Here is a 21,857-nt window from a genome sequence, read left to right on the forward strand (position 1 = left end):
CAGGGTTCAGGGCGCCGGCACCCGCTGGCCGGTGATGTGCCATGCCAGTTCCTGCGCCTCGGCCACGCTGGGCAGGCCACTCAACATCATCGATTCGCCGAACGGGCCACTCACCGTCGCCACCGTCAGCACGCGGCCATCCACGCTGATCGCCAGCCGCTTTCCCACCAGTGCGGCCGTGCCATCGTGGATGCGCTGCTGTGCCTCCTTGCGATAGCGGATCTGCAGGCCGGGCTGCTGGCTCTGGTCCAGCACGTAACGGACATCGGCGATGTCGGCACTGCCGGCAATCGGTGGCTCGCGCAGCGCGAGTGTTTCACCCTGCCACTGCACCGGTGTGCCATTGCCGGCAGCATCGACTGCGCTCAGACGCACATCCACGCCCGGACGCGGCGCATGATCCCTGCCAGCCTCCGCATCCGCTGTTGCGCCGGGCATGCAACCGGCCAGGCCCAGCACCGCGACCAGCAGAAACGAACCCGCCCGCCTCACTTCAGCTTCCTCAGCTTGAATGCCACCAGCACCTGCAGCAGCCCATACAGCAGGCTGCCGATGCCGATCCACAGCGTGGTCACGGCCACGCCCGCGTAGGGATTGGCCGCAAACAGCAGGCCCAGCACCACCGCCAGCACACCACTGAGTATCAGCAACCACTCGCCCTGGATCTGCCTGCGCACGCGGATTGCGTACACGATGCGATAGATGCCGGCCACCAGCAGCCACGCCGCCAGGAACAGCACCAGCACACTGGCGGTGGCGAGCGGATTGATCACCGCCAGAATGCCGAAACCGAGCGAGGCGATGGCATACAGCGCCAGCCAGCCACGCGAGGCACCGCTGCCACCGCTGATCAGCGCGAACAGGCTGATGACACCTTCGATGATGGCCATCACGCCCAGCGTCCAGGCCAGGGCCGTCGCCGCCGACAGCGGCCAGCCGATCGCGATGATGCCGAAGCCGAGTGCGACCAGGCCATACAGCAGCAGGATCCACCAGCTGCGACCGACCGCCGACAACAGGGGAGACAAGGGGGAATTCATGACCACTCCTTCGATCCGGAATCGGCTTCATCCTAGCCCCTGGCGATGAAGAGGGCGATCACGGAACCCGTGCGCAGACCCACACGCGCACCTCTGCGGCACCCACGCAGCGCAGTGTCTCAGCGATTTCCATCACGGTGCTGCCGGTGGTCATCACATCATCGACCACGGTCAGCCGCGGCGGCACCGGCGCATGTGCATCGAAGGCGTCGAACAGGTTGTCCCTGCGCTGTTCGGCCGTGCGTTCGGACTGTGGTGCCGTATGCCGGCGACGGTACAGGCCCTGCCAGACCGGCATCGGCAGCAACCGGCATAGTTCGGCGGCCTGGTTGTAACCACGCTGGCGCAGGCGCCGATCATGCAATGGCACCGGCACCAGCGGCGCGCACGACCAGGGCGGCGGCGCGCGTTGCATCAGCTGCGCGAGCAGGCGTCCGGCCGCCAGGTCCTGATGGAACTTGTAGCGCACCAGCAGCTGGTCCACCGGCGGCAGGTACAGCAGGCTTGCGTGCGTGGCCAGCTGCGGTGGTGCCTCCTCGCGGCAGCTGCCGCAGACGATCAGGGCCGCATCCGGCAGCGGCAGCGCGCAGCGCAGGCAGGCGCGACCCGACCACGGCAGTCCGGCGTAGCAGGCTGGACAGAGATCCAGCTCGTCGTGACCCGGGTCGTTGCAGACCAGGCAGCGCAGCGGAATCAGCAGGCGCAGCAGCCGCTGCAACGGGGCCCCGGCGACAATGCGGTGGACGATGCGCATGCCGCAGGCTCGCGCATGGCAGGCAGCGACGCCATCGGCGGACGGACCAGACATGGGTCGGTGAAATGCCCGTCATCGTGTGCCGACGGGCATGACCCACCATGCCCCTACTGCATGGCCTGCCAGGGTGGCTGCCGGTCGCCTCTCCCTGGCAGCATCTGCCGGGCACGTACGCGGATCACCTACTTTCGACCGGGATCGACGGACGTGGCATCGGCCGATGGGCCAGGCACCATCAGCAGCTCGGCCAGGCCACGATAGATCGGCACTCGGCACACCAGACCGGATACCCCACGGGCAATCAGTACCGTGGCCAGAATCGGCAGCAGCAGGTCACCGCTGTCCGTCAGTTCCAGCGAGATCACGGCGGAGGTCAGCGGCGCCTGGGTGACGCCGGTCAGATACGCACACATGCCGAGCAGCACGAACGCGCGTGGATCCACGCCGGGCATCAGCACCGCCAGGTTGTGGCCCAACCCGGCACCGACCGCCAGCGCGGGCGAGAACAGGCCCCCGGGGATACCGGCCACATAGGAGGCCAGATTGGCCAGCAGCTTCATCAGCCCGAACTCATGACCCACCAGCGCGTGACCCTGCACCAGGCTGCGCGCCTGTTCGTAGCCGGTGCCGAACGCACCTTCACCAAACAGCATCGCCAGCGCCACCACCACCAGGCCGCAGCCGGCGGCCAACAGCACGGGATGGCGCTGGCGCAGTTGCCCCAGCCAGCGCGGACGGCCTGCCGCGCTCGCCAGTACGGCGCGCGCGAACAGTCCTCCCAGCAATCCCGCCACCACACCGCACAGCAGGATCGCCAGCCAGCCCTGGCCCAGCGGAAGCCGCGCCGAAACATGGCCGAAGTAGGTGTAGTTGCCCAGCAGACCCAGCGATACGACGCCACCGACGATCACCGCCGTCAGCAGCGTGCCCGAGAACCGGTGCTCGAAGCGGCCGCTGAGTTCCTCGATGGCGAACACGATGCCTGCCAACGGGGTATTGAAGGCTGCCGCGATGCCGGCAGCGCCGCCCGCCAGCAGGAAGTGCGACAGCTCACGCGGGTCCTTGAAACCAAACCAACGACCGAACAGGTACATCAGGCTTGCACCCACGTGCACGGTCGGACCTTCGCGGCCGACCGAAGCACCGCCCAACAACGACAGTGACGTCAGCAGCAGCTTGCCGGCCGATACCGCCGGTGAAAGATTCGTCGCGCGGAACGAGGCATCCGACTTGTCCAGCGCAGCGATGACCTGGGGAATGCCGCTGCCGCGGGTAGGCTTCAGTACGCCGCTGGTCAGCCATGCCAGCAGCGCGAAGATGCCTGGCGTGAGCAGCAGCGCCCACCACGGCGAATGCGCAGTGATGCGCTGGAACAGATGGAACGCCGCGTCGCTGGCCTTGGCAAACAGGATGGCCACCAGCGCCACCGCCACGGCACCTCCCCAGAGTGCGGCGCGGCGGCGCCAAGCCTCACTGAGGACCAGCGCGCTGATGCGGCCGCGAAGGCGATGGAGATCGGTCATGGGACAGAGTCTGCGCGCCAGCGCTTCCGTAGGGCAGTGGCTACTGTGGCCGGCTGCCTTGCACGAAACGGTGAAACGCGGTCCATCCGCTCCAGTCTGATCAGCGGGTCGCAATGTAAACTAGAAATCAATGTAATTGGTTGACAGAAGCTTCAGCGCTACCCACACTGCCGCCCTCGCTCCACTCGTACCCGGGTCCCGCCATGGCCACTGCCATCCGCCACGACTGGCAACACGATGAACTGCAGGCGCTGTTCGAACTCCCCCTCACCGACCTGTTGTTCCGCGCCGCTGCGGTCCATCGCGAGCACTTCGACCCCGCCCGGGTGCAGGTCTCCACGCTGCTGTCGGTGAAGACCGGCGGCTGCCCGGAGGACTGCGCGTACTGCCCGCAGGCCCAGCGCTACAGCACCGGCGTCAACGCACAGAAGCTGATGGACACCGAAGCGGTGCTGGCCAAGGCGCGCCAGGCCAAGGCTGCCGGTGCGTCGCGCTTCTGCATGGGCGCGGCCTGGCGGTCGCCGAAGGATCGCGATATTCCGAAAGTGGCGGCGATGATCGCCGGGGTGAAGGCACTGGGCCTGGAAACCTGCGCCACGCTGGGCATGCTCAGTGGCGACCAGGCACGGGCACTGAAGGACGCAGGCCTGGACTACTACAACCATAACCTCGACACCGCGCCGGACTATTACGACTCGATCATCCATACCCGCCAGTACCAGGACCGCCTGGACACGCTGGAGCACGTGCGGGATGCAGGCCTGAAGACCTGCTGCGGCGGCATCGTCGGCATGGGCGAGACGCGGGCGCAGCGCGTGGGACTGCTGCTGGCCCTGGCCACGCTGCCGGCCCATCCGGATTCGGTGCCGATCAACAGACTGGTGCAGGTGGCCGGTACGCCGCTGCACGGCAGTGCCGAACTGGACCCGTTCGAGTTCGTGCGCATGATCGCGGTGGCACGCATTGCCATGCCGCGTTCGATGGTGCGCCTGTCGGCCGGCCGCGAGGCGATGAGCGACGAACTGCAGGCGCTGTGCTTCCTGGCCGGCGCCAACTCCATCTTCTATGGCGACAGGCTGCTGACCACCGGCAACCCGGAAAGCGAGCGCGATCTGGCATTGTTCGCGCGGCTGGGCCTGCAGCCGATGGCGGTGCAGGTGGACGCCGAGGGCCACGACCACGGCGGTACCGTACATGCCGTTATCGGCAGCGTTGCACCCGGCTGCGGCTGCGCTCACGCAGCCTGAGACGGGGCCCGAGCAGGCGTCGCGGCAACGCGCTACCCTAGCCGCCCCGTCGCCGCCTCCCGCCGCCATGGCCCGCCCCGACCTCACCGCCCGCATCCAGGACCAGCGCGCGCTGCGCGATGCCCAAGGTCGTCGCCGCCCACGGCGCACGGTCACCCGCCGCGATGGCGTCTGCCTGGAAGTGGAAGGCCGCTGGCTGACCGGCTTCTGCAGCAACGACTATCTGGGCCTGGCCCAGCAGTTCAGCGTGGTCAATGCATTGCAGGACGCGGCCGCCCGCGAAGGCGCCGGGGCCGGCGCATCGCACCTGGTCTGCGGCCACCACGCGATGCACGATGCTCTGGAACGCGAAATGGCCGAGTGGCTGGGCTACCCGCGCGCACTGCTGTTCGGCAGCGGTTTTGCCGCCAACCTGGCGGTGCAGCAGGCGCTGCTGAGCGAAGAGAACGACGTCTGCGTGCAGGACAAGCTCAATCACGCCAGTCTGCTCGATGCCACGCGGCTGGCGGGCGCACGCCTGCGCCGCTATCCGCACCTGGATGCGGAAGGGGCCATGCGCCAGCTCAGGCACGCAGCCGATGGCGCAGCGATGCTGGCCACCGATGGTGTCTTCAGCATGGACGGCGACGTCGCGCCGCTGCGCGCACTGTCACTGGTCGCGCGCCTGCAGCAGGCACTGTTCTATGTGGACGATGCACATGGCGTTGGCGTGGTCGGCGATGGCCGGGGCACGGTGGCGGCCGCCGGTCTGGGCGTGGACGACGTGTCGTTGCAACTGGTCACCCTGGGCAAGGCGCTGGGCAGCGCCGGCGCGGTGGTGCTGGGCCGCGAAGACCTGATCGAGCATCTGGCCGAAACCGCCCGCCCCTACATCTACACCACCGCGATGCCGCCGGCGCTGGCGGCGGCGGCACTGGAAGCAGTGCGCCTGGCACGCCGCGACAACTGGCGCCGCACCAAGCTGGTCGACCTGATCGCACTGTTCCGCGGCGAAGCGCGCCGCCACGGGCTGGACCTGATGGCATCGGAGACACCGATCCAGCCCCTGCTGTGCGGCGATGACCACACCGCACTGGCGCTGTCCAAGGCGCTGGAGCAGGCGGGATGGCTGGTCGGAGCGATTCGCCCGCCGACCGTTCCGGAAGGCAAGGCACGCCTGCGCGTCACCCTCTCTGCCCTGCACACGGCAGACCAGGTGCGGGGGCTGGTCGAGGCCATCGCCAGCGCGCGTGATCGCCTCTTGATCACGCCGCGCGAGGCCGCGCCACCGCCGTTGCCGGCCCTGGCTTGAGGTTCGGCTGGTTTCCGCATGCATATCGAAGTCGCCGGCCAGGGGCCGGACCTGGTACTGATCCACGGCTGGGCCCTGCAGGGCGGTGTGTTCGCGCCGCTGGTCCAGCGCCTGGCGCAGCAGTTCACCCTGCACCTGGTCGATCTTCCCGGACACGGCCACAGCCGCGGGGACACCACGCCGTTGCGCCTGCCCTTCGTGGTCAACGCGATCGCCGCCGCCACGCCACCGGCGGCGTGGTGCGGGTGGTCGCTGGGCGGGCTGTTCGCACTGCATGCCGCGGCGACCCTGCCGAAAGTGCGGGGACTGGCGATGATCGCTGCCACGCCCCGCTTCGTGCGCGGCGACGACTGGCCGCATGCGGTGGAGCCGGCCGTGTTCGAGCAGTTCGGCCGTGAGCTGGCCGGCGATTTCGGTGGCACGCTGGAACGATTCCTGGCCCTGGATGTAATGGGTTCGGCGCACGCCCGCGAGGAACTGCGCACCCTGCGCCAGCGCCTGGTGGAACGCGGTGCACCGACCGCACGCGCCCTGCGGGAGGGTCTGCAGCTGCTGGAAAGCACCGACCTGCGCGGCGCCCTGCCGGCACTGGGCAAGCCCAGCCTGTGGATCGCCGGTCAACGCGACAGGCTGGTGCCACCGGCCGCCATACAGGCTGCAGCGGCGCTCGCGCCCGGCGGACAGGCGCTGACCATCGCTCACGGCGGCCACGCCCCCTTCCTCGGCCACGCCGACGAAGTGGCCGCCGTCCTGCAACGCTTCGTTGCCGGCCTGACACCGGCGGATGACGGACAATGACGTTCCTTCGAACTGCGCAGGGCTGACGCATGGATCTGGGTATCAAGGGCCGCTGGGCCCTGGTCTGCGGTGCAAGCAAGGGGCTGGGCCTGGGATGCGCGCGCGCACTGGTGCGCGAAGGCGTGAACGTGGTGATCGTTGCGCGCGGCGAGGCAGCCCTGCAGGCCGCCGCCGAGCATCTTCGCGCACTGCCCGGCGCCGGTGAGGTGCGCACTGTCGCTGCCGACGTCAGCACCGAAGCCGGACGTGCCGCTGCGTTGGCCGCCTGCCCGCAGGTGGACATCCTGGTCAACAACGCGGGCGGGCCGCCGCCGGGCGATTTTCGCAGCTTCGAGCGTGACGACTGGATCGCTGCACTGGACGCCAACATGCTGGCGCCGATCGCGTTGATCCGCGCTACCGTGGACGCGATGATCGAACGCGGCTTCGGCCGTATCGTCAACATCACCTCGTCGGCGGTGAAGGCACCGATCGACATCCTGGCGTTGTCCAACGGCGCGCGCAGTGGCTTGACCGGCTTCGTCGCCGGTCTGTCGCGGCGCACGGTCGCCCACAACGTCACCCTCAACAATCTGCTGCCTGGCCAGTTCGACACTGATCGCCTGCGCGCCAACTTCGCCCACAGCGCGGGCAAGGATGGCGATGCCGGAGAGATCGCCGAGCGCCGCCGCCAGCAGATCCCCGCCGGCCGCTTCGGCACCGCCGACGAGTTCGGCGCGTCCTGCGCTTTCCTGTGCAGCGCACAGGCCGGCTACATCACCGGGCAGAACCTGCTGATCGATGGCGGCGCCTACCCCGGTACGTTCTGAGAGATCCTGCAATGCCGTCCCACTTCGATCCCCGCCATGTGCGCCGTGCGTTCTCCCGCGCCGCCAGCAGCTACGACGCCGCCGCTGCCCTGCAGCGCGAAGTGCAGTCACGGCTGGTGGAATCGCTGGACTACCTGGAGGCACGCAGGCCCGAGGTGGTGCTGGACATCGGTGCCGGTACCGGCCATGCCAGCGCACTGATGAAGAAGCGCTGGCCGAAGGCACAGGTGATCGCGCTGGATATCGCCCTGCCGATGCTCGATCAGGCCAGGCGCCAGGCCGGGTGGTGGAAGCCCTTCCAGCGCCTGTGCGCCGATGCGGCGGCGTTGCCGCTGGCCGACAACAGTGTGGATGTGATCTTCAGCAATCTCTGCCTGCAATGGGTGGACGACCTGCCTGCGGTGTTCGCCGGCTTCCGCCGCGTGCTCAAGCCCGGCGGCCTGCTGCTGTGCTCGACCTTCGGACCGGAAACCCTGATCGAGCTCAACGAAGCGTTCGCTGCTGCCGATGATCGCCCGCACGTCAGCCGTTTCGCGCAGATCGCACAGTTCGGCGACGCGCTGATGATGGCCGGCTTCCGCGACCCCGTGCTGGACCGCGACCTGTTCACCCTGACCTACGAGGATCTGCCCGCCTTGATGCGCGAACTGCGGGCGATGGGCGCGACCAATGCACGGGTGGACCGTCGGCATACGCTGACCGGCCGCGGGCGCTTCGCCGCTGCGGCGGCCGCCTACGAGCCGATGCGCCTTGCCGATGGCACGCTGCCCAGCAGTTGGGAAGTGATCTATGCCCATGCCTGGGCACCGGACCCGGGCGCGCCGATCCGCGAGGGCGGCCACGACGTGGCCTCGGTACCGGTGTCGGCCATTCCGATCCGTCGCAAGCAGACCTGATCGATCACGGGTGATGCGCCGACCAAGGTCGGCGACTACCGACTCATGCACGGAATCCGTTCTGGTAGGTGCCGACCTTGGTCGGCACAATGCCTGCGGCATCGCGATCTGGCAGGTTGTGCCGACCAAGGTCGGCACCCACCCAAAGCAGGCGGCAGCCGCTCAGGTATTGGCCGGCGAACTCAGCGGTGGCCGCACCAGATCGCGATGGAAGAAATAGATTTCCTGCAGCAGGAAACGCCAGCTGGTGTGGAAGCTGCGGAAGCGGGTGCTCGGCGTCGATGACGCCAGCGCATCGATGCCCAGCGCCCGGCTCAGGCGCAGCGCGCGTGCCATGTGCAGCGGATCGCTGACGATGATCACCCGGTGCAGGTTGCGCTGGTCCATCAGCCGCTTGGCCTCGATCAGATTCTGCACGGTGTTGCGCGAGGCGGTTTCAATCAGGATCGCATCGTCCGGAACGCCGTGCTTGAGCGCATAGCGCCGCGCCACCTGCGATTCGGAGAAGCGGGCGCCGCTGCCGCCATACCCCCCGGTGAAGATCAGCAGCGGCGCATACCGGGCCTCGTACAGGTCCAGGCCATGACGGATGCGCTCCTCGAAGACCGGCGACGGCTTGGCGTCATAGGCGGCGGCACCGAGCACGATGATCGCATCGGCCTGGGCGGCCTGATCACGCTCTCCCACCCAGACGATCCATGCGGTCACGCCCAGCAGCCAGATCACCAGCAGCACGAACAGCCGCCACGCCCAACCGAACAGGCCGGTACGCTCGCGGTGCCGGCCGCGGCTCAAGGCATGCCCCAGCGCAGGGCGGGAAGATCGACGTTGCCACCGGACAGCACCAGGCCCACCCGCTGCCCGGCAAACCGTTCCGGCCGGGACAGCACCGCCGCCAGCACCGTCGCCGAAGACGGTTCAACCACCTGCTTGAGCACCTCCCACAGCAGGCGCATCGCAGCCAGGGTGGCGGCGTCGTCGACCACGATGACCTCCGCACCGGCAGCACGCAGCAGCGCGAAGTTGGGCGCACCGATCAGGGTGCGCAGGCCATCGCAGACGGTATCGGGGGTGAACGCGCCCTGCCGCTCGCCGGCGGCCAGCGAGCGGGCGGTATCGTCGGCACCAGCCGGTTCGGCCAGCACCAGCCGGGTCTGCGGGCCGGCCAGCTGCAGCGCCAGCGCAGTACCGCTGGCCAGGCCACCACCGCCCACTGGCACCACCAGCACGTCGAACGGCCCGTCGCTGTGCAGCAGTTCCAGCGCAGCGGTGCCCTGCCCTGCCATCACCGCCGGATCGGCATACGGGTGCACCAGGGTTGCACCGGTGTCGGCCTGCACCCTGGCGCAGGTGGCCTCACGCTCGGCAATGGTCGGCGCGCAACGCCAGAGCGTGGCTCCATGGCGCGCGATGTTGGCCAGCTTGGCGGCGACAGCGCCCTCGGGCACCACCACATGGCAGGGAATGCCCCGCGTCCGTGCCGCCAGCGCCAGGGCCGCGCCATGATTTCCCGATGAATGGGTGACCACACCTCGTGCGGCGCGCTCGTCCGACAGCGACCAGACGGCGTTGCAGGCGCCCCGGAACTTGAACGCGCCGCCCCGCTGCAGGTGCTCGGCCTTGAAGGCCAGGCGTGCGCCGGCAAGCGTGTCGAGGGTGCGCGAGCGCAGCACCGGCGTCACACTTGCGTGCGGCGCGATCCTCGCGGCGGCAGCCAGGACATCTTCGGCACGGGGCAACAGTGAATCGCTCATGACGCAAGATTAACGTATGCCCTCGTGCTGGCGACCCCGGCACAGGTCATGCCAGCATGCAGGCCTTCGCCGCCATTCATCCTGGGTGGTGGAATTAAGGGCCGATTCAATGCCCACGCCCGAAGCTGACTGCACACCCGTTCTGGGGGGACCCACATGAAAACGCGCCTGATGCTTGCCGGTGGCCTGTTGCTGGCCCTGACCGGCTGCACCACCTACGACTATGTCGGCGGTGGCCGCAGCGGCAGCTACTACCACGGTGCGCCGTCGGTGGAGTACCGCTACCCCGCCGGCTATCCCTACAACTACGGCCCGTACTACGGAGGCTATGGCGGCTATTACGGCGGCTATGGCTACCCGTACTACTCGCGTCCGATCTATCGTCCACCGCACAATCACCGCCCGCCACCGCGCCCGCCGGGCAATGGCGAGAACCGTCCGCCGCGTCCGCCGCGCGAGAACAATGGCGGCTCACCGTGGCGGAACATGGACTCGATGCGACGCCCGCCGCAGCCGAGCGTGCAGCGCCCGGCACCGCCGGCCCGCCCGGCGCCGGCACCGAGTGCGCCCAGGATGAACGGTTCCCCCTGGCGCAACATGGATCGTGCGACGCAGCGCACACTTGAGCGCTGAACCGTCTTGCATTTCACACGGTCCAAGCGGCAATCTAAAGCGGTTGTGACGGCCCGCGTCACAAAGTGACAAGAAGCGGTATGGGCCGTCGCGGAAAGCTCTACGTCGATATCCGACAGGAACATCTGGATCCCCCCTGTTCCGGCCCTGTCGGATGTCGGCACCTCTGAAGGCAGACGGCCCCGCAATGCGGGGCCGTCTGTTTTTGCGGAAGCCTTCCGCGAAGAAAAACAGGGCCGGACAGTCCCCCGACTGCCGGCCCTCTGCTCCCCCATCGTGCGCCTGTACCGGCCCCTGTTCCAATTCCGGTCACGGGCGCCTTCGGCGCCAGCCACGATGGGTGCTATTGGGTTATCTGCAAAAATCCTGCCAACTTTAGGGTCAATTTCGTCCGGCCCTGGCTTCTCCGGGCGTCGCCCTGCCGAATGGCGCTAAAATCGCCACCCCGGCACCGCCTCCGGCCGCGCCCGCCCCCATCGACTCCGCCCCCATGACCCACTCCTTCCATCGTTACGACGTCATCGTCATCGGCGGTGGCCACGCCGGCACCGAGGCCGCGCTGGCCGCGGCCCGCACCGGCGTGCGCACCCTCCTGCTGACCCACAACATCGAAACGGTGGGCGCGATGAGCTGCAATCCGGCCATCGGCGGCATCGGCAAGGGCCATCTGGTCAAGGAGATCGACGCGCTTGGCGGGGCGATGGCGCATGCCGCCGACCGCGCCGGCATCCAGTGGCGCACGCTCAATGCCTCCAAGGGTCCGGCGGTGCGCGCCACCCGCTGCCAGGCCGACCGCAACCTGTACCGCATGGCGATCCGCGCCCTCGTCGAGGGCCAGGCCAACCTGACCGTGTTCCAGGCGGCCGTCGATGATCTGGTCATCGAGGGCGACGCCGTGCGCGGCGTCATCACCCAGACCGGCCTGCGCTTCGATGCGGAGGCGGTGGTGCTGACCGCCGGCACCTTCCTGGCCGGCAAGATCCACGTCGGTCCGACCCAGTACGCCGCCGGCCGCATGGGCGATCCGCCGGCCACCACGCTGGCCGCACGCCTGCGCGAGCGCCCGTTCCAGGTCGACCGCCTGAAGACCGGCACGCCACCGCGCATCGACGGCCGCTCGCTGGATTACGGCGTGATGGACGAGCAGCCCGGTGACACGCCGCGGCCGGTGATGTCCTTCCTCGGCTCGGTGGACGAACATCCGCAGCAGGTCAGCTGCTGGATCACCCATACCACCGAGCAGACCCACCAGATCATCCGTGACGCCCTGCACCGCTCGCCGCTGTACAGCGGCCAGATCGAAGGCATCGGCCCGCGTTACTGCCCCTCCATCGAGGACAAGGTGGTGCGCTTCGCCGAAAAGGCCAGCCACCAGATCTTCGTCGAGCCTGAGGGGCTGGGCATCGTCGAGATCTATCCCAACGGCATCTCCACCTCGCTGCCGTTCGACGTGCAGCTGGAGATGGTGCGCAGCATCCGGGGCTTCCAGAAAGCGCACATCACCCGCCCCGGCTACGCCATCGAGTACGACTTCTTCGATCCGCGCGGACTGAGGGCTTCGCTGGAAACCAAGCTGGTCAACGGCCTGTTCTTCGCTGGCCAGATCAACGGCACCACCGGTTATGAAGAGGCGGCCGCGCAGGGCCTGCTGGCCGGCCTCAATGCGGCCCGCCAGGTGCGCGGCCTGGATGGCTGGTGCCCGCGCCGCGACGAAGCGTATCTGGGCGTGCTGGTGGATGATCTGATCACCCACGGCACCAACGAGCCGTACCGCATGTTCACCAGCCGCGCCGAGTACCGGCTGCAGCTGCGCGAGGACAACGCCGACCAGCGCCTGACTCCGGTTGGCCGCGACATGGGGCTGGTCGATGATCGGCGCTGGATGGCGTTCGAGGCCAAGCAGGCTGCCGTAGCCGCCGAACGTGCGCGGCTGGGGGCGCTGTGGGCGACCCCGGCCAATGCCCTGGGCCGCGAAGTGCAGGACACGCTGGGGGTGACTGTCAGCCGCGAAACCAATGTGCTCGACCTGATCAAGCGCCCCGAGCTGGATTATGCGCAGCTGATGCAGGTGCCCTCGCTCGGCCCGGCAGTGGCCGATGGCAAGGTGGCCGAGCAGGTCGAGATCGGCGTGAAATACGCCGGCTACCTGGACCGCCAGCGCGACGAGATCGCGCGCCAGCAGCGGCACGAAGCCACACCGATCGCTGAAGGCTTCGACTACGCCAGCGTGCGTGGCCTGTCGGCCGAAGTGCTGCAGAAGCTGGAACGTGTGCGTCCGCAGACCATTGGCCAGGCGCAGCGCATCCCCGGCATGACGCCGGCCGCGATCTCGCTGCTGCTGGTGCACCTGGAGCGTGCACGGCGCGGACGCGTGGCGTAACGCAGCATCGACGGTGGCGCTGGGCCATGCCCGGCGAGCGCAGCGGCCCGCGTATCATCGTCGCGATCGCCCTGATTTCCGGAGACACCGATGACCCCGCTGCGCCCTTTCCGCGACAAGATGCCGGTGCTCGGCGCACGCGTATACGTCGACCCGGCGTGTACCCTCATTGGTGACGTGGAGCTTGCCGACGATGTTTCGATCTGGCCGGGTACCGTCATCCGTGGCGACGTCAATTTCGTCCGCATCGGCGCCCGCACCAACGTGCAGGACGGCACCATCATCCACGTCAGCCATCACAGCCCGTACAACAAGGCCGGCCATCCGACCCTGATCGGCGAAGGCGTGACAGTCGGCCACGGCTGCATCATCCATGCCTGCAGCATCGGCGATTACAGCCTGATCGGAATGGGCGCCTGCATCCTCGATGGCGCGCGCGTGGAGCGCCACGGCTTCGTCGGTGCTGGTGCAGTGGTGGGCCCGGGCAAGGTGGTCGGCGAAGGCGAACTCTGGCTGGGCAATCCCGCCCGGCCGGCGCGCATGCTGAGCGACAGGGAGGTCGAGTCGCTGCATTACTCGGCCGACCACTACGTCCGGCTGAAGGACGAATACCTGGGCTGAGGCCCTCGACTGACGGCGCGCTCTGCTAAAGTCTGGGCCCGACCAGGAACTGTCGAGACCCCCATGCCTGTGGTTGCCAGCCGGAGAGGACTCCAGCGCCCACAACGAAGGCCGTTGCTCTGATGGCCGCACCGATGCTCGACACCTACCGCGAGGTGGTGACGCCGGAAGGCGTGCCGCTGCAGCTGCCGGCCGCCGGTCCGGTGCCACGTGCGCTGGCCTGGCTGGTCGATCTGGCCATTCGTTTCGCGATTCTTGCCGCGCTGTCGATCCCGCTGGCACTGTTGAAGGAATTCGGCACCGGCCTCTACCTGGCCCTGATGTTCCTGGTGTACTGGGCGTATCCGATCGTCTGCGAGGCGCTGTGGGGCCGCACCCCGGGCAAGCGCGCGCTGGGCCTGCGCGTGCTGGCCCGTGATGGCGCGCCGGTGGGCTGGATGGCGGCGATCACCCGCAACCTGCTGCGGACCGTCGACATGCTGCCGTTCGCCTACGCGCTGGGCCTGCTCAGCAGCCTGTTCGACGCGCATGGCCGCCGCCTGGGCGATCTGGTCGCCGGCACCGTGGTGGTGCACGCGCCGGCGCTGTACCTGCCGCCGCCGGCCACCATCGACAGCGTGCTGGCGCCACCGCAGCCGCTGCGGCCGGAGGAACAGGCGGCGCTGCTGGCCTTCGCCGAGCGTGCCCCGCGGCTGGCACCGCTCCGCCAGCAGGAACTGGCCGCCATCGCCGAACCATTGACCGGCACCCATGGCCAGGTCGGCGTGCTGCGCCTGTATGCGATGGCAAACTGGTTGCTGGGACGGCGATGAAGCAGGAACAGTTCGTCGCCCGCCATCAGCAGGAATGGCTGGACCTGGAGCAGTGGCTGCTGCTGCGTGCCGGCGCCTCCCGCCGTCGCCGCCGCCAGCCCGCGGCCACCACGCTGGACGACACTGCGTTTCCACAGCGTTACCGGCGGCTGTGCCAGCAGCTGGCACTGGCCCGTGAGCGGGGCTACAGCCCGCAGTTGGTGCAGCGCCTGCAACAGCTGATGCAGCAGGGCCACAGCGTGCTGTACCGGACGCCTCCCACGCGCTGGCGGCGCGCGCTTGAATTCCTGGTGGCCGATTTCCCGCTGCTGGTGCGCAGCCAGGCACGCAGCATGTGGGCCGCCCTGGCGATGTTCGCGCTGCCGGCGGTGGGCTGCTTCGTGCTGGTGCAGCTGTACCCGGACCTGATCCACCAGGTGATGGACAACCGCCAGATCGCCGAAATGGAACGCATGTACGACCCGGCTGCCGAACGCCTGGGCCGCGACAGCGGTACCGACTGGATGATGTTCGGCCACTACATCATGAACAACATCAGCATCGCCCTGCGCACTTTCGCCAGCGGCCTGCTGGCCGGGCTGGGCACGCTGCTGGTGCTGTTGTTCAACGGCGTCATCATCGGCGCGGTGGCCGGCCACCTGCAGCACATCGGCCATGGTGATCCCTTCTGGCGCTTCGTGGTCGGCCACGGTGCATTCGAGCTCACCGCCATCGTCATCGCAGGCGGCGCCGGTCTTCAGCTGGGCATGAAGCTGCTGGCGCCCGGACGCCGCAGCCGCCTGGACGCACTGGTCGAAGGTGGCCGCATCGGTGCCCGGCTGTGCCTGGGCGTGGCCTTCATGTTGCTGGTCGCGGCGTTCGTGGAGGCGTTCTGGTCGTCCATTGCCGAAGTGCCGGCGTGGGGCAAGTTCAGTGTGGCCGGGGTGCTGTGGGCCGGCGTGCTGCTGTGGTTGTGGCGTGGCGGACGCGGAGGCGGCGATGCGCATTGATCGCCTGGACGTCGTGCTGCGCGCACGCAGCGGCTGGGAAGCGATGGAGCTGGGCAGCGCGCTGACCCGCCGGCATGCGCGTGCGGTGTGGGGCAGCTGGCTGCTGGCCAGCGCACCACTGTTCGTGATCGCCAACGCACTGGGCTGGTGGCTGGACGCATTTGGCCTGGCCTGGCTGCTGATGTGGTGGTGCAAGCCCGTGTTCGAACGCGCGCCGCTGTATGTGCTGTCACGCGGTGTGTTCGGCGAGCCGGTCACCGCCCTGGCCGCCCTGCGGGCACAGCGGCAGTGGGGCAACCGTGGTTTCTGGGGCTACCTGGGCTGGCGTCGCTTCAGCGTGCTGCGCAGCCTGTGCCTGCCGGTCAACCTGCTGGAGGGCAACACCGCCGAACAGCGTGGCCCGCGCCGGCGCGCGGTCACAGCCGGCGCGGCGGGTCCGGCGCTGGTGCTGACCGTAGCCTGCATGGTGTTCGAGGGCGTACTGGTCGCAGGCGCGATCGGCGCGGTGTTCATGTTCATCCCGTTCGAGCTGCTCTCCGATTCCTGGCGCGCGGCCTGGGACATGATCGGCAGGGACACGCCCGCCTGGGCGAAGCTGGGATTCAATCTGGCCTGCTGGCTGGCCTCCGTGCTGATCGGACCGTTCTACGTCGGTGCCGGGTTCGGCCTGTACTTGAATCGACGTACACAGATGGAAGCCTGGGACGTGGAGATCGCCCTGCGCCGGCTGCGCGAACGCCTGCTGCCGGTTGCCTCGTCGCTGGCGCTGCTGCTGTGCCTGGCACTGCCGCTCACCTCCATGCCGGTGCACGCGCAGGAGGGTGACGCATCGAGCAACCGCAAGAGCGACGCGCGCCGGGCACCGCAGATCAACCCCGGCGATACACCCGCCATGATCTTCGGCGACACCCCGGTGGATACCGCGGGCTTCCGCCAGGCCGTGAGCCGCGCCTACGAGGATCCATTGCAGCGCCCGACCCGCCAGGTCACGCAGTGGAAAGCGATCGAAGAGGCGGAAGAGAAAAAGGACGCACGCAAGGAACTGGAACGCGACGGCAGCAGCCAGAGCCAACGCACGTCGCGCAGCAGCAGCATCGCCTGGCTGGCGCGATTGGCCGAATGGGGCCTGTGGGGCCTGCTCGGTGCCCTCCTTCTGGTGCTGGTGCTGACTGCACGGTTGTGGCTGCCGTGGCTGCGCGGCTCGGGCCGCCGCCGGGCCGCAGCGGCGCCGCACGTGGTCGAGGAACAGGTCGAGCTGCCGGTGGTGCTGCCGCCGGACGTGGCGACCCAGGCTGGTCTGCTGTGGGACCAGGGCCGGCCGCGCCAGGCGCTGGCCCTGTTGTACCGGGCCAGCGTGCGCACGGTCAGCGAGCGTGCCGGCACCGCACTGCCTCCGGGCGCCACCGAATCGCAGTGCCTGCGTGCCTCGCGACGCATGCCCGACAGCGTCGACCGTGAACTGTTCGCGCGCATCGTGCGGATGTGGCAATACGCCGCCTACGGTGGTCACCTGCCCAGCCGCGGCGATTTCGATGCGCTGGCCACGACCCTGCGCCAGCAGTACGGGTGGCAGGCATGAACCCGCGCCTGTTCTGGTCACTGTTGCTGGGGACGCTGCTGCTGCTCGGCGTGCCACTGGCGATCCTGTTCATGCGTACCCATGAGCGGGTCACCGAAACGGTCACGCTGCCGCCGCAGGGCGAGGCCCGTTACAACCCGCTGTACGTGCTCGGGCAGGCGCTGCGCGCCGATGGCATCGAGGTGCATGCGCGGCCGCGGCTGGACCTGCAGCAGATGGCGCTGGGGCCGCAGGACACGGTGGTGCTGCTGCAGGACAGCAGCGAGCTGCCGGCGCCGGCCGCCAGGGCGCTGTTGGCGTGGGTCGACGGCGGTGGCCATCTGCTGCTGCGCACGCCGCCGCCGGCCGAGGACGATGCCGGCAGCACGCAGGGGCCGCTGCTGGATGCACTCGGCGTGGACAGCCTTTACCAGCGCAGCGACTGCCAGCCCTTCCATGTCCAGGACGATCCCGGCCACGTGGAATTCTGCCAGGGCCGGCGCTTCACGCTTGGCTTCGCCGCTGAGGCGCGGACCGAACGCCGGTGGGGCAGCGGGCACGACCTGGTGTTCGCGCGCCTGCGTCACGGCCAGGGCCGGGTGAGCGTGCTGGCGGACATGGATTTCATGCGCAGCGAAGTGGAGTCGCAGGCCGCGCGGATGGCCGCAGCCAAGGGCCAGGCCAGCGACGGCCTGCACGACCGTTCCCACCGCGATCTGACCCGCTACCTGCTCGATCCCAATTACGGCAAGGGCGCCATGTGGCTGGTCTATGCCAGTCGTCCGCCGTCACTGTGGGTGCGCCTGTTCTACCAGGGCTGGCCGCTGTGGGTACCGCTGCTGATGGCACTGCTGGCCTGGCTGTGGGCGCGCTCGCAGCGGTTCGGCAGCCTGTTGCCATCGCCCGTGATCGAGCGCCGCTCGCTGCTGGAACATGTGCGCGCCAGCGGCGAACTGCTGCTGCGCTTCGGCCAGGGCGTGCGCCTGTACCAGGCCGTGCATGCCCTGTTCCTGCATCGCCTGCGCCTGCGCGCGCCACTCGCTGCTGCGCTGGAAGGCGCGCCACGCGAACAGGCCATCGCCGAACTGCTGCAGTGGCCGCGCAGCCGCGTTGCCAGTGCCCTGACCCCCCCTCCGCCGCACGATTCCTCCGCCCTGCGCGAGCGCATCCGCTTGCTGCTCCAGATGAGATCCCTGCTATGACCGAAGTCCCCGAACATCCGGCGGCCGCCAATGCCCGCCTGATCGAACGCGTCGACGCCATCCGCCAGGCCGTCGGCCACGCCTTCATCGGCCAGGCTGACGTGCTTGACCAGATCCTGGTTGCCCTTCTGGCTGGCGGCCATGTCCTGATCGAAGGCGTGCCCGGACTGGGCAAGACACTGCTGGTGCGCGCACTGGCGCAGGCACTGGAACTGGACTATGGCCGCGTGCAGTTCACGCCGGACCTGATGCCCAGCGATGTCAGCGGCCACGCCGTCTACGATCCGAAGAGCGAAAGCTTCAAGATCCGTCGCGGGCCGGTGTTCACCAACCTGCTGCTGGCCGACGAGATCAACCGTGCACCGGCCAAGACCCAGTCCGCACTGCTGGAAGTGATGCAGGAGGGCCAGGTGACCATCGAAGGCAAGGCGTTCACCCTGGCGCCGCCGTTCATGGCCCTGGCCACGCAGAACCCACTGGAACAGGAAGGCACCTACCCGCTGCCGGAAGCGCAGCTGGATCGCTTCCTGTTGAAGGTGCTGATCGACTATCCGCAGCTGGAGGACGAGAAACGCATGGTCACGGCCATCACCCGTGGCCGCGCCGCCAGCGATTTCGACCTGAGCCGGGTGCCGCGCGTACTGGGCGCCGGAGAACTGCTGCAGCTGCAGCAGGCCACGGCCGCGATCACCGTCGATGACGAAGTGATCGACTACGCCGTGCGCATCGTCGCCGCCACCCGGCAATGGCCCGGCATCGCCGTGGGCGCTGGACCGCGTGGCAGCATCGCGCTGGTGCGTGCTGCGCGCGCGCAGGCCGTGCTGGCAGGTCGTGACTTCGTCACCCCCGATGACGTGCGCGACATCGCGCGTCCGGCGCTGCGCCACCGCATCGCGCTGGCACCGGAACTGCAGATCGAAGGCCAGGACGCAGACGATGTGCTGGGTGCGCTGCTGGCCAAGGTGGAAGCACCGCGCCGATGAGGCCTGCGCCGCTGCTGCTGGTCCTGCTGCTGGCCTGGGCTGCGCTGGGAGGCGTGGTGCTGGCCGGCGCATTGCCGCGCTGGAGCTGGGCACTGGTTGCCACGGTGATCGGTACGCTGGCGTTGCTGGACCTGTGGCGGCAGGCCCGGCGACCGTCGCCACAGGTGCAGCGCGAGCTGCCCGAAGCGCTGGCCCTGGGCGTGCGCCGCGAGGTGGGCCTGCGCCTGCAGACCACAGAGCCGATGCGGGTGCAGGTATTCGATCTGGTGCCGGGTGGCTGGCCACTGGAGTCGCTGCCCCAGCGCGTGCAGCTGCGTCCCGGGCATGCCTGCGCGCTGCACTACGCCCTGCAGCCGCAGCAGCGCGGACGCTTCCGCTTCGAGGGCGTGCAGCTGCGCATCCGCTCGCCATGGCGCCTGTGGTGGCAGCAGCGCACCCTGCCCCCTCTGCTGGACGTCCGCGTCTATCCGAACTTCGTGCCGCTGACCCGCTTCGCGCTGTTCAGCGCCGATCAGGCCTCACGCCTGGTGGGCGCCCACGTGAAGCGCCGGCGTGGTGAAGGCACTGACTTCCACCAGATGCGCGAGTACCGCGTCGGCGACAGCCTGCGCCAGCTCGACTGGAAGGCCACCGCCCGCGCACGCAAGCTGATCTCCCGCGAGTACCAGGACGAGAAGAACCAGCAGTTGCTGCTGATGCTCGACAGTGGCCGCCGCATGCTGGCCAGCGAAGGCGGACTCTCGCACTTCGACCACGCCTTGAACGCCTCGCTGGTGGTCGCCTATCTGGCGTTGCGGCAGGGCGATGCGGCTGGCCTGTTCGCCGTCGGCGGCGAGCGTCGGTGGGTGCAGCCACAGCGCGGCATGGGCACCGTCGAGCATCTGCTGCGGGCCAGCTACGACCTGCAGCCGCAGCCGGTAGCCACCGATTACCTGGCCGCCGCCACCGAAGTATCCCTGCGCCAGCGACGCCGTGCGCTGGTGATGCTGGTCAGCAACGTGCGCGACGAAGACATCGAGGACCTCCTGGCCGCGGTGCGCCTGCTGCAGCGCCGCCACCTGGTGTGCGTGGCCAGCCTACGCGAGCACGAGCTGGACGGCGCGCTCGAAGGCGAGGTGCATACGCTGGAGGACGCCGCGCAGGCCGGCGCCGCGGCGCTGTACCTGCAGCAGCGCGCGAAGGCGCACGAGGCACTGCGCAGCGAGAAGGTGATGGTTCTGGACGTGACCGCCGATGCCCTGCCGGCCGCGCTGGTGGAACGCTACTTGGCCGTGAAGCGCGAAGGCCTGCTCTGACCGGTAGCGCCGGGCCATGCCCGGCGGATCACCGCACACGCCGGGCATGGCCCGGCGCTACCGTCCACTACGTGTGCGGGTGCGCACCGTGCTCAGACGTAGATCCGCGTCGGCGCCTCGTCAACGATTGCGTGCGGTACGAAGCGCGCGCTGTCGCGGGTGATCGCGCTGTCGTCCTCGCGGATGCCGATGCCGCAGGCGTGGTCACCGACCACCCAGCTGCCGATCAGCGGATAACCGCCTTCGAAGCGGGTCAGCGGATGCGCGCGCTGGATGATCGCCGGTCCATCGTAGGGGCCGTCGCTACGCTGGGTGCTGCCATCGGCCAGGTGCATTTCGATGTTGGCGCCTTCGCGCGAGAACAGCGGCTTGCGCACCCATCCGGTGGCCAGCGCGCTGCCGTCGTCGAAGTGCGCCTCCAGCAGGTTCGGGTGGCCGACATTGCGCTGCCACAGCAATGGCAGGATGCCCTTGTTGCTCAGCACCGCCTTCCATGCCGGTTCCAGCAGCTGCACGCCCGAGCCGGGCAGCGCGCGGCCAAACTCCTCGGCCATCAGGTCTTCCAGCGGATACAGCTTGAACAGCGTGCCGATCACCGAATCGTCCAGCGCGGTGAAGCGGCCATCCGCGGACAGGCCGATGTCTTCGATGGCGATGCCCTGCCCGTGCAGGCCTGCCTGCGAAGCACAGTCGCGCAGGTATTCCACCGTGCCGCGGTCCTCTTCCGAACTGCCCACGGCGCTGAAGTACAGCGGTGGCGGCAGGCGGCCGGCGAGCTCGCCGAAACGTTCGACCAGTGCCTCATGGATGGCGTTGAACTGGTCGGCATGCTGCGGCAGGCGGCCGGCGTTGCGCTGGTCCTCCAGCCACTGCCACTGGAAGAAACTGGCCTCGAACAGCGAGGTCGGCGTGTCGTAGTTCAGCTCGTACAGCTTGGCCGGACCGGTACCGTCATAGGCCAGATCGAGCCGGCCGTACAGATGCGGCTGGCGCTGGCGCCAGCTGTCGGCGATCCAGTCGCGGTAATGCGCGGGAATCGCCAGCTGGTCCATCAGCCGCTCGCTGGCCACCACGTCGCCCACAAGGTCGAGCGCCATCTGGTGCAGCTCGGCGCTGGGATCTTCGATGTCCTGTTCGATCTGGCGCAGGGTGAAGGCGTAATACGCGCTTTCATCCCAGTACGGCTGGCCGTCGATGGTGTGGAAGCGGAAACCGGCTTCCTCCGCGCGCGCCCGCCAGTGGGCGCGCTCGGCGATACGGATACGCTGCATG

21 protein-coding genes are annotated in these 21,857 nt (G+C 68.8%); 14 read left to right on the plus strand and 7 right to left on the minus strand.

What is annotated here, in order from left to right; translation table 11 throughout:
• Nucleotides 1-6 precede the first annotated feature (6 nt).
• From N7367_RS05575 to N7367_RS05590, 4 genes are all read right to left on the minus strand, one after another.
• Nucleotides 7-492 carry a hypothetical protein gene (locus N7367_RS05575; RefSeq protein WP_279941911.1) on the minus strand — a complete coding sequence of 162 codons (486 nt, stop codon included), beginning with the start codon at nucleotides 490-492 and terminating at the stop codon, nucleotides 7-9.
• The gene (locus tag N7367_RS05580) at nucleotides 489-1,040 is read right to left on the minus strand and encodes an HdeD family acid-resistance protein (RefSeq protein ID WP_053518003.1); all 552 of its coding nucleotides are present in this window, start codon (nucleotides 1,038-1,040) and stop codon (nucleotides 489-491) included. The genes N7367_RS05575 and N7367_RS05580 overlap by 4 nt, the downstream gene beginning before the upstream one ends.
• A 58-nt stretch (nucleotides 1,041-1,098) precedes the next feature.
• The gene (locus tag N7367_RS05585) at nucleotides 1,099-1,794 is read right to left on the minus strand and encodes a ComF family protein (protein WP_279941912.1); all 696 of its coding nucleotides are present in this window, start codon (nucleotides 1,792-1,794) and stop codon (nucleotides 1,099-1,101) included.
• Between the two features lie 182 nt (nucleotides 1,795-1,976).
• Nucleotides 1,977-3,317 (minus strand): chloride channel protein, encoded by a 1,341-nt coding sequence (locus tag N7367_RS05590; RefSeq protein WP_279941913.1) that lies wholly within the window; start codon nucleotides 3,315-3,317, stop codon nucleotides 1,977-1,979.
• 203 nt (nucleotides 3,318-3,520) lie between these two features.
• Between N7367_RS05590 and bioB the strand changes: the two genes are divergently transcribed.
• The 5 genes from bioB (at nucleotide 3,521) to bioC (ending at nucleotide 8,358) form a co-directional block, all read left to right on the plus strand.
• Complete coding sequence (bioB, locus tag N7367_RS05595; RefSeq protein WP_279941914.1) at nucleotides 3,521-4,564, plus strand: biotin synthase BioB; 1,044 nt, start codon at nucleotides 3,521-3,523, stop codon at nucleotides 4,562-4,564.
• Between the two features lie 67 nt (nucleotides 4,565-4,631).
• Nucleotides 4,632-5,855 carry an 8-amino-7-oxononanoate synthase gene (gene bioF, locus N7367_RS05600; RefSeq protein WP_279941915.1) on the plus strand — a complete coding sequence of 408 codons (1,224 nt, stop codon included), beginning with the start codon at nucleotides 4,632-4,634 and terminating at the stop codon, nucleotides 5,853-5,855.
• An 18-nt stretch (nucleotides 5,856-5,873) separates the two neighbouring features.
• A complete protein-coding gene (gene bioH / locus N7367_RS05605; RefSeq protein WP_279941916.1) occupies nucleotides 5,874-6,653 on the plus strand; it encodes a pimeloyl-ACP methyl ester esterase BioH in 780 nt (259 codons plus the stop codon).
• Nucleotides 6,654-6,682: 29 nt separating this feature from the next.
• Nucleotides 6,683-7,462 (plus strand): SDR family oxidoreductase, encoded by a 780-nt coding sequence (locus N7367_RS05610; RefSeq protein ID WP_279941917.1) that lies wholly within the window; start codon nucleotides 6,683-6,685, stop codon nucleotides 7,460-7,462.
• A gap of 11 nt (nucleotides 7,463-7,473) precedes the next feature.
• Nucleotides 7,474-8,358 (plus strand): malonyl-ACP O-methyltransferase BioC, encoded by an 885-nt coding sequence (bioC, locus tag N7367_RS05615; RefSeq protein WP_279941918.1) that lies wholly within the window; start codon nucleotides 7,474-7,476, stop codon nucleotides 8,356-8,358.
• Between the two features lie 162 nt (nucleotides 8,359-8,520).
• Here bioC and N7367_RS05620 read toward each other — a convergent pair whose 3' ends face one another.
• Together N7367_RS05620 and N7367_RS05625 are read right to left on the minus strand one after the other, a co-directional pair.
• Nucleotides 8,521-9,153 carry a YdcF family protein gene (locus N7367_RS05620; protein WP_111187213.1) on the minus strand — a complete coding sequence of 211 codons (633 nt, stop codon included), beginning with the start codon at nucleotides 9,151-9,153 and terminating at the stop codon, nucleotides 8,521-8,523.
• Nucleotides 9,150-10,112: a pyridoxal-phosphate dependent enzyme gene (locus N7367_RS05625; RefSeq protein ID WP_279941919.1), complete on the minus strand. Its 963-nt coding sequence runs from the start codon at nucleotides 10,110-10,112 to the stop codon at nucleotides 9,150-9,152. The genes N7367_RS05620 and N7367_RS05625 overlap by 4 nt, the downstream gene beginning before the upstream one ends.
• Before the next feature lie 156 nt (nucleotides 10,113-10,268).
• Here N7367_RS05625 and N7367_RS05630 point away from each other — a divergent pair, with 156 nt between their 5' ends.
• The 9 genes from N7367_RS05630 (at nucleotide 10,269) to N7367_RS05670 (ending at nucleotide 20,585) form a co-directional block, all read left to right on the plus strand.
• Nucleotides 10,269-10,745: a hypothetical protein gene (locus tag N7367_RS05630; protein ID WP_053517985.1), complete on the plus strand. Its 477-nt coding sequence runs from the start codon at nucleotides 10,269-10,271 to the stop codon at nucleotides 10,743-10,745.
• A gap of 490 nt (nucleotides 10,746-11,235) precedes the next feature.
• On the plus strand, nucleotides 11,236-13,125 hold the full coding sequence (gene mnmG / locus N7367_RS05635) for a tRNA uridine-5-carboxymethylaminomethyl(34) synthesis enzyme MnmG (protein WP_279941920.1): 1,890 nt from the start codon (nucleotides 11,236-11,238) through the stop codon (nucleotides 13,123-13,125).
• A gap of 90 nt (nucleotides 13,126-13,215) precedes the next feature.
• Complete coding sequence (locus tag N7367_RS05640; RefSeq protein WP_193396054.1) at nucleotides 13,216-13,746, plus strand: gamma carbonic anhydrase family protein; 531 nt, start codon at nucleotides 13,216-13,218, stop codon at nucleotides 13,744-13,746.
• A gap of 122 nt (nucleotides 13,747-13,868) precedes the next feature.
• The gene (locus N7367_RS05645; protein WP_053517981.1) at nucleotides 13,869-14,558 is read left to right on the plus strand and encodes an RDD family protein; all 690 of its coding nucleotides are present in this window, start codon (nucleotides 13,869-13,871) and stop codon (nucleotides 14,556-14,558) included.
• Nucleotides 14,555-15,547: a stage II sporulation protein M gene (locus tag N7367_RS05650; RefSeq protein ID WP_053517980.1), complete on the plus strand. Its 993-nt coding sequence runs from the start codon at nucleotides 14,555-14,557 to the stop codon at nucleotides 15,545-15,547. Before N7367_RS05645 ends, N7367_RS05650 begins: the two co-directional genes overlap by 4 nt.
• Nucleotides 15,537-17,126 carry a DUF4129 domain-containing protein gene (locus N7367_RS05655; RefSeq protein WP_279941922.1) on the plus strand — a complete coding sequence of 530 codons (1,590 nt, stop codon included), beginning with the start codon at nucleotides 15,537-15,539 and terminating at the stop codon, nucleotides 17,124-17,126. Before N7367_RS05650 ends, N7367_RS05655 begins: the two co-directional genes overlap by 11 nt.
• Nucleotides 17,123-18,307: a DUF4350 domain-containing protein gene (locus tag N7367_RS05660; protein WP_279941923.1), complete on the plus strand. Its 1,185-nt coding sequence runs from the start codon at nucleotides 17,123-17,125 to the stop codon at nucleotides 18,305-18,307. The genes N7367_RS05655 and N7367_RS05660 overlap by 4 nt, the downstream gene beginning before the upstream one ends.
• Nucleotides 18,304-19,290, plus strand: coding sequence for a MoxR family ATPase (locus tag N7367_RS05665; RefSeq protein WP_074900112.1), 987 nt, complete (start codon nucleotides 18,304-18,306; stop codon nucleotides 19,288-19,290). Before N7367_RS05660 ends, N7367_RS05665 begins: the two co-directional genes overlap by 4 nt.
• Nucleotides 19,287-20,585, plus strand: a complete 1,299-nt coding sequence (locus N7367_RS05670; RefSeq protein WP_065181459.1) for a DUF58 domain-containing protein — start codon at nucleotides 19,287-19,289, stop codon at nucleotides 20,583-20,585. The genes N7367_RS05665 and N7367_RS05670 overlap by 4 nt, the downstream gene beginning before the upstream one ends.
• 92 nt (nucleotides 20,586-20,677) lie before the next feature.
• On the opposite strand, the gene N7367_RS05675 is transcribed toward N7367_RS05670, so the two are convergent.
• Complete coding sequence (locus N7367_RS05675) at nucleotides 20,678-21,856, minus strand: glutathionylspermidine synthase family protein (protein ID WP_065174309.1); 1,179 nt, start codon at nucleotides 21,854-21,856, stop codon at nucleotides 20,678-20,680.
• Between the last annotated feature and the right edge of the window lies 1 nt (nucleotide 21,857).

This window comes from Stenotrophomonas sp. GD04145, from assembly GCF_029835135.1.
In the GTDB taxonomy this organism is placed as follows: Bacteria; Pseudomonadota; Gammaproteobacteria; order Xanthomonadales; family Xanthomonadaceae; genus Stenotrophomonas; species Stenotrophomonas maltophilia_P.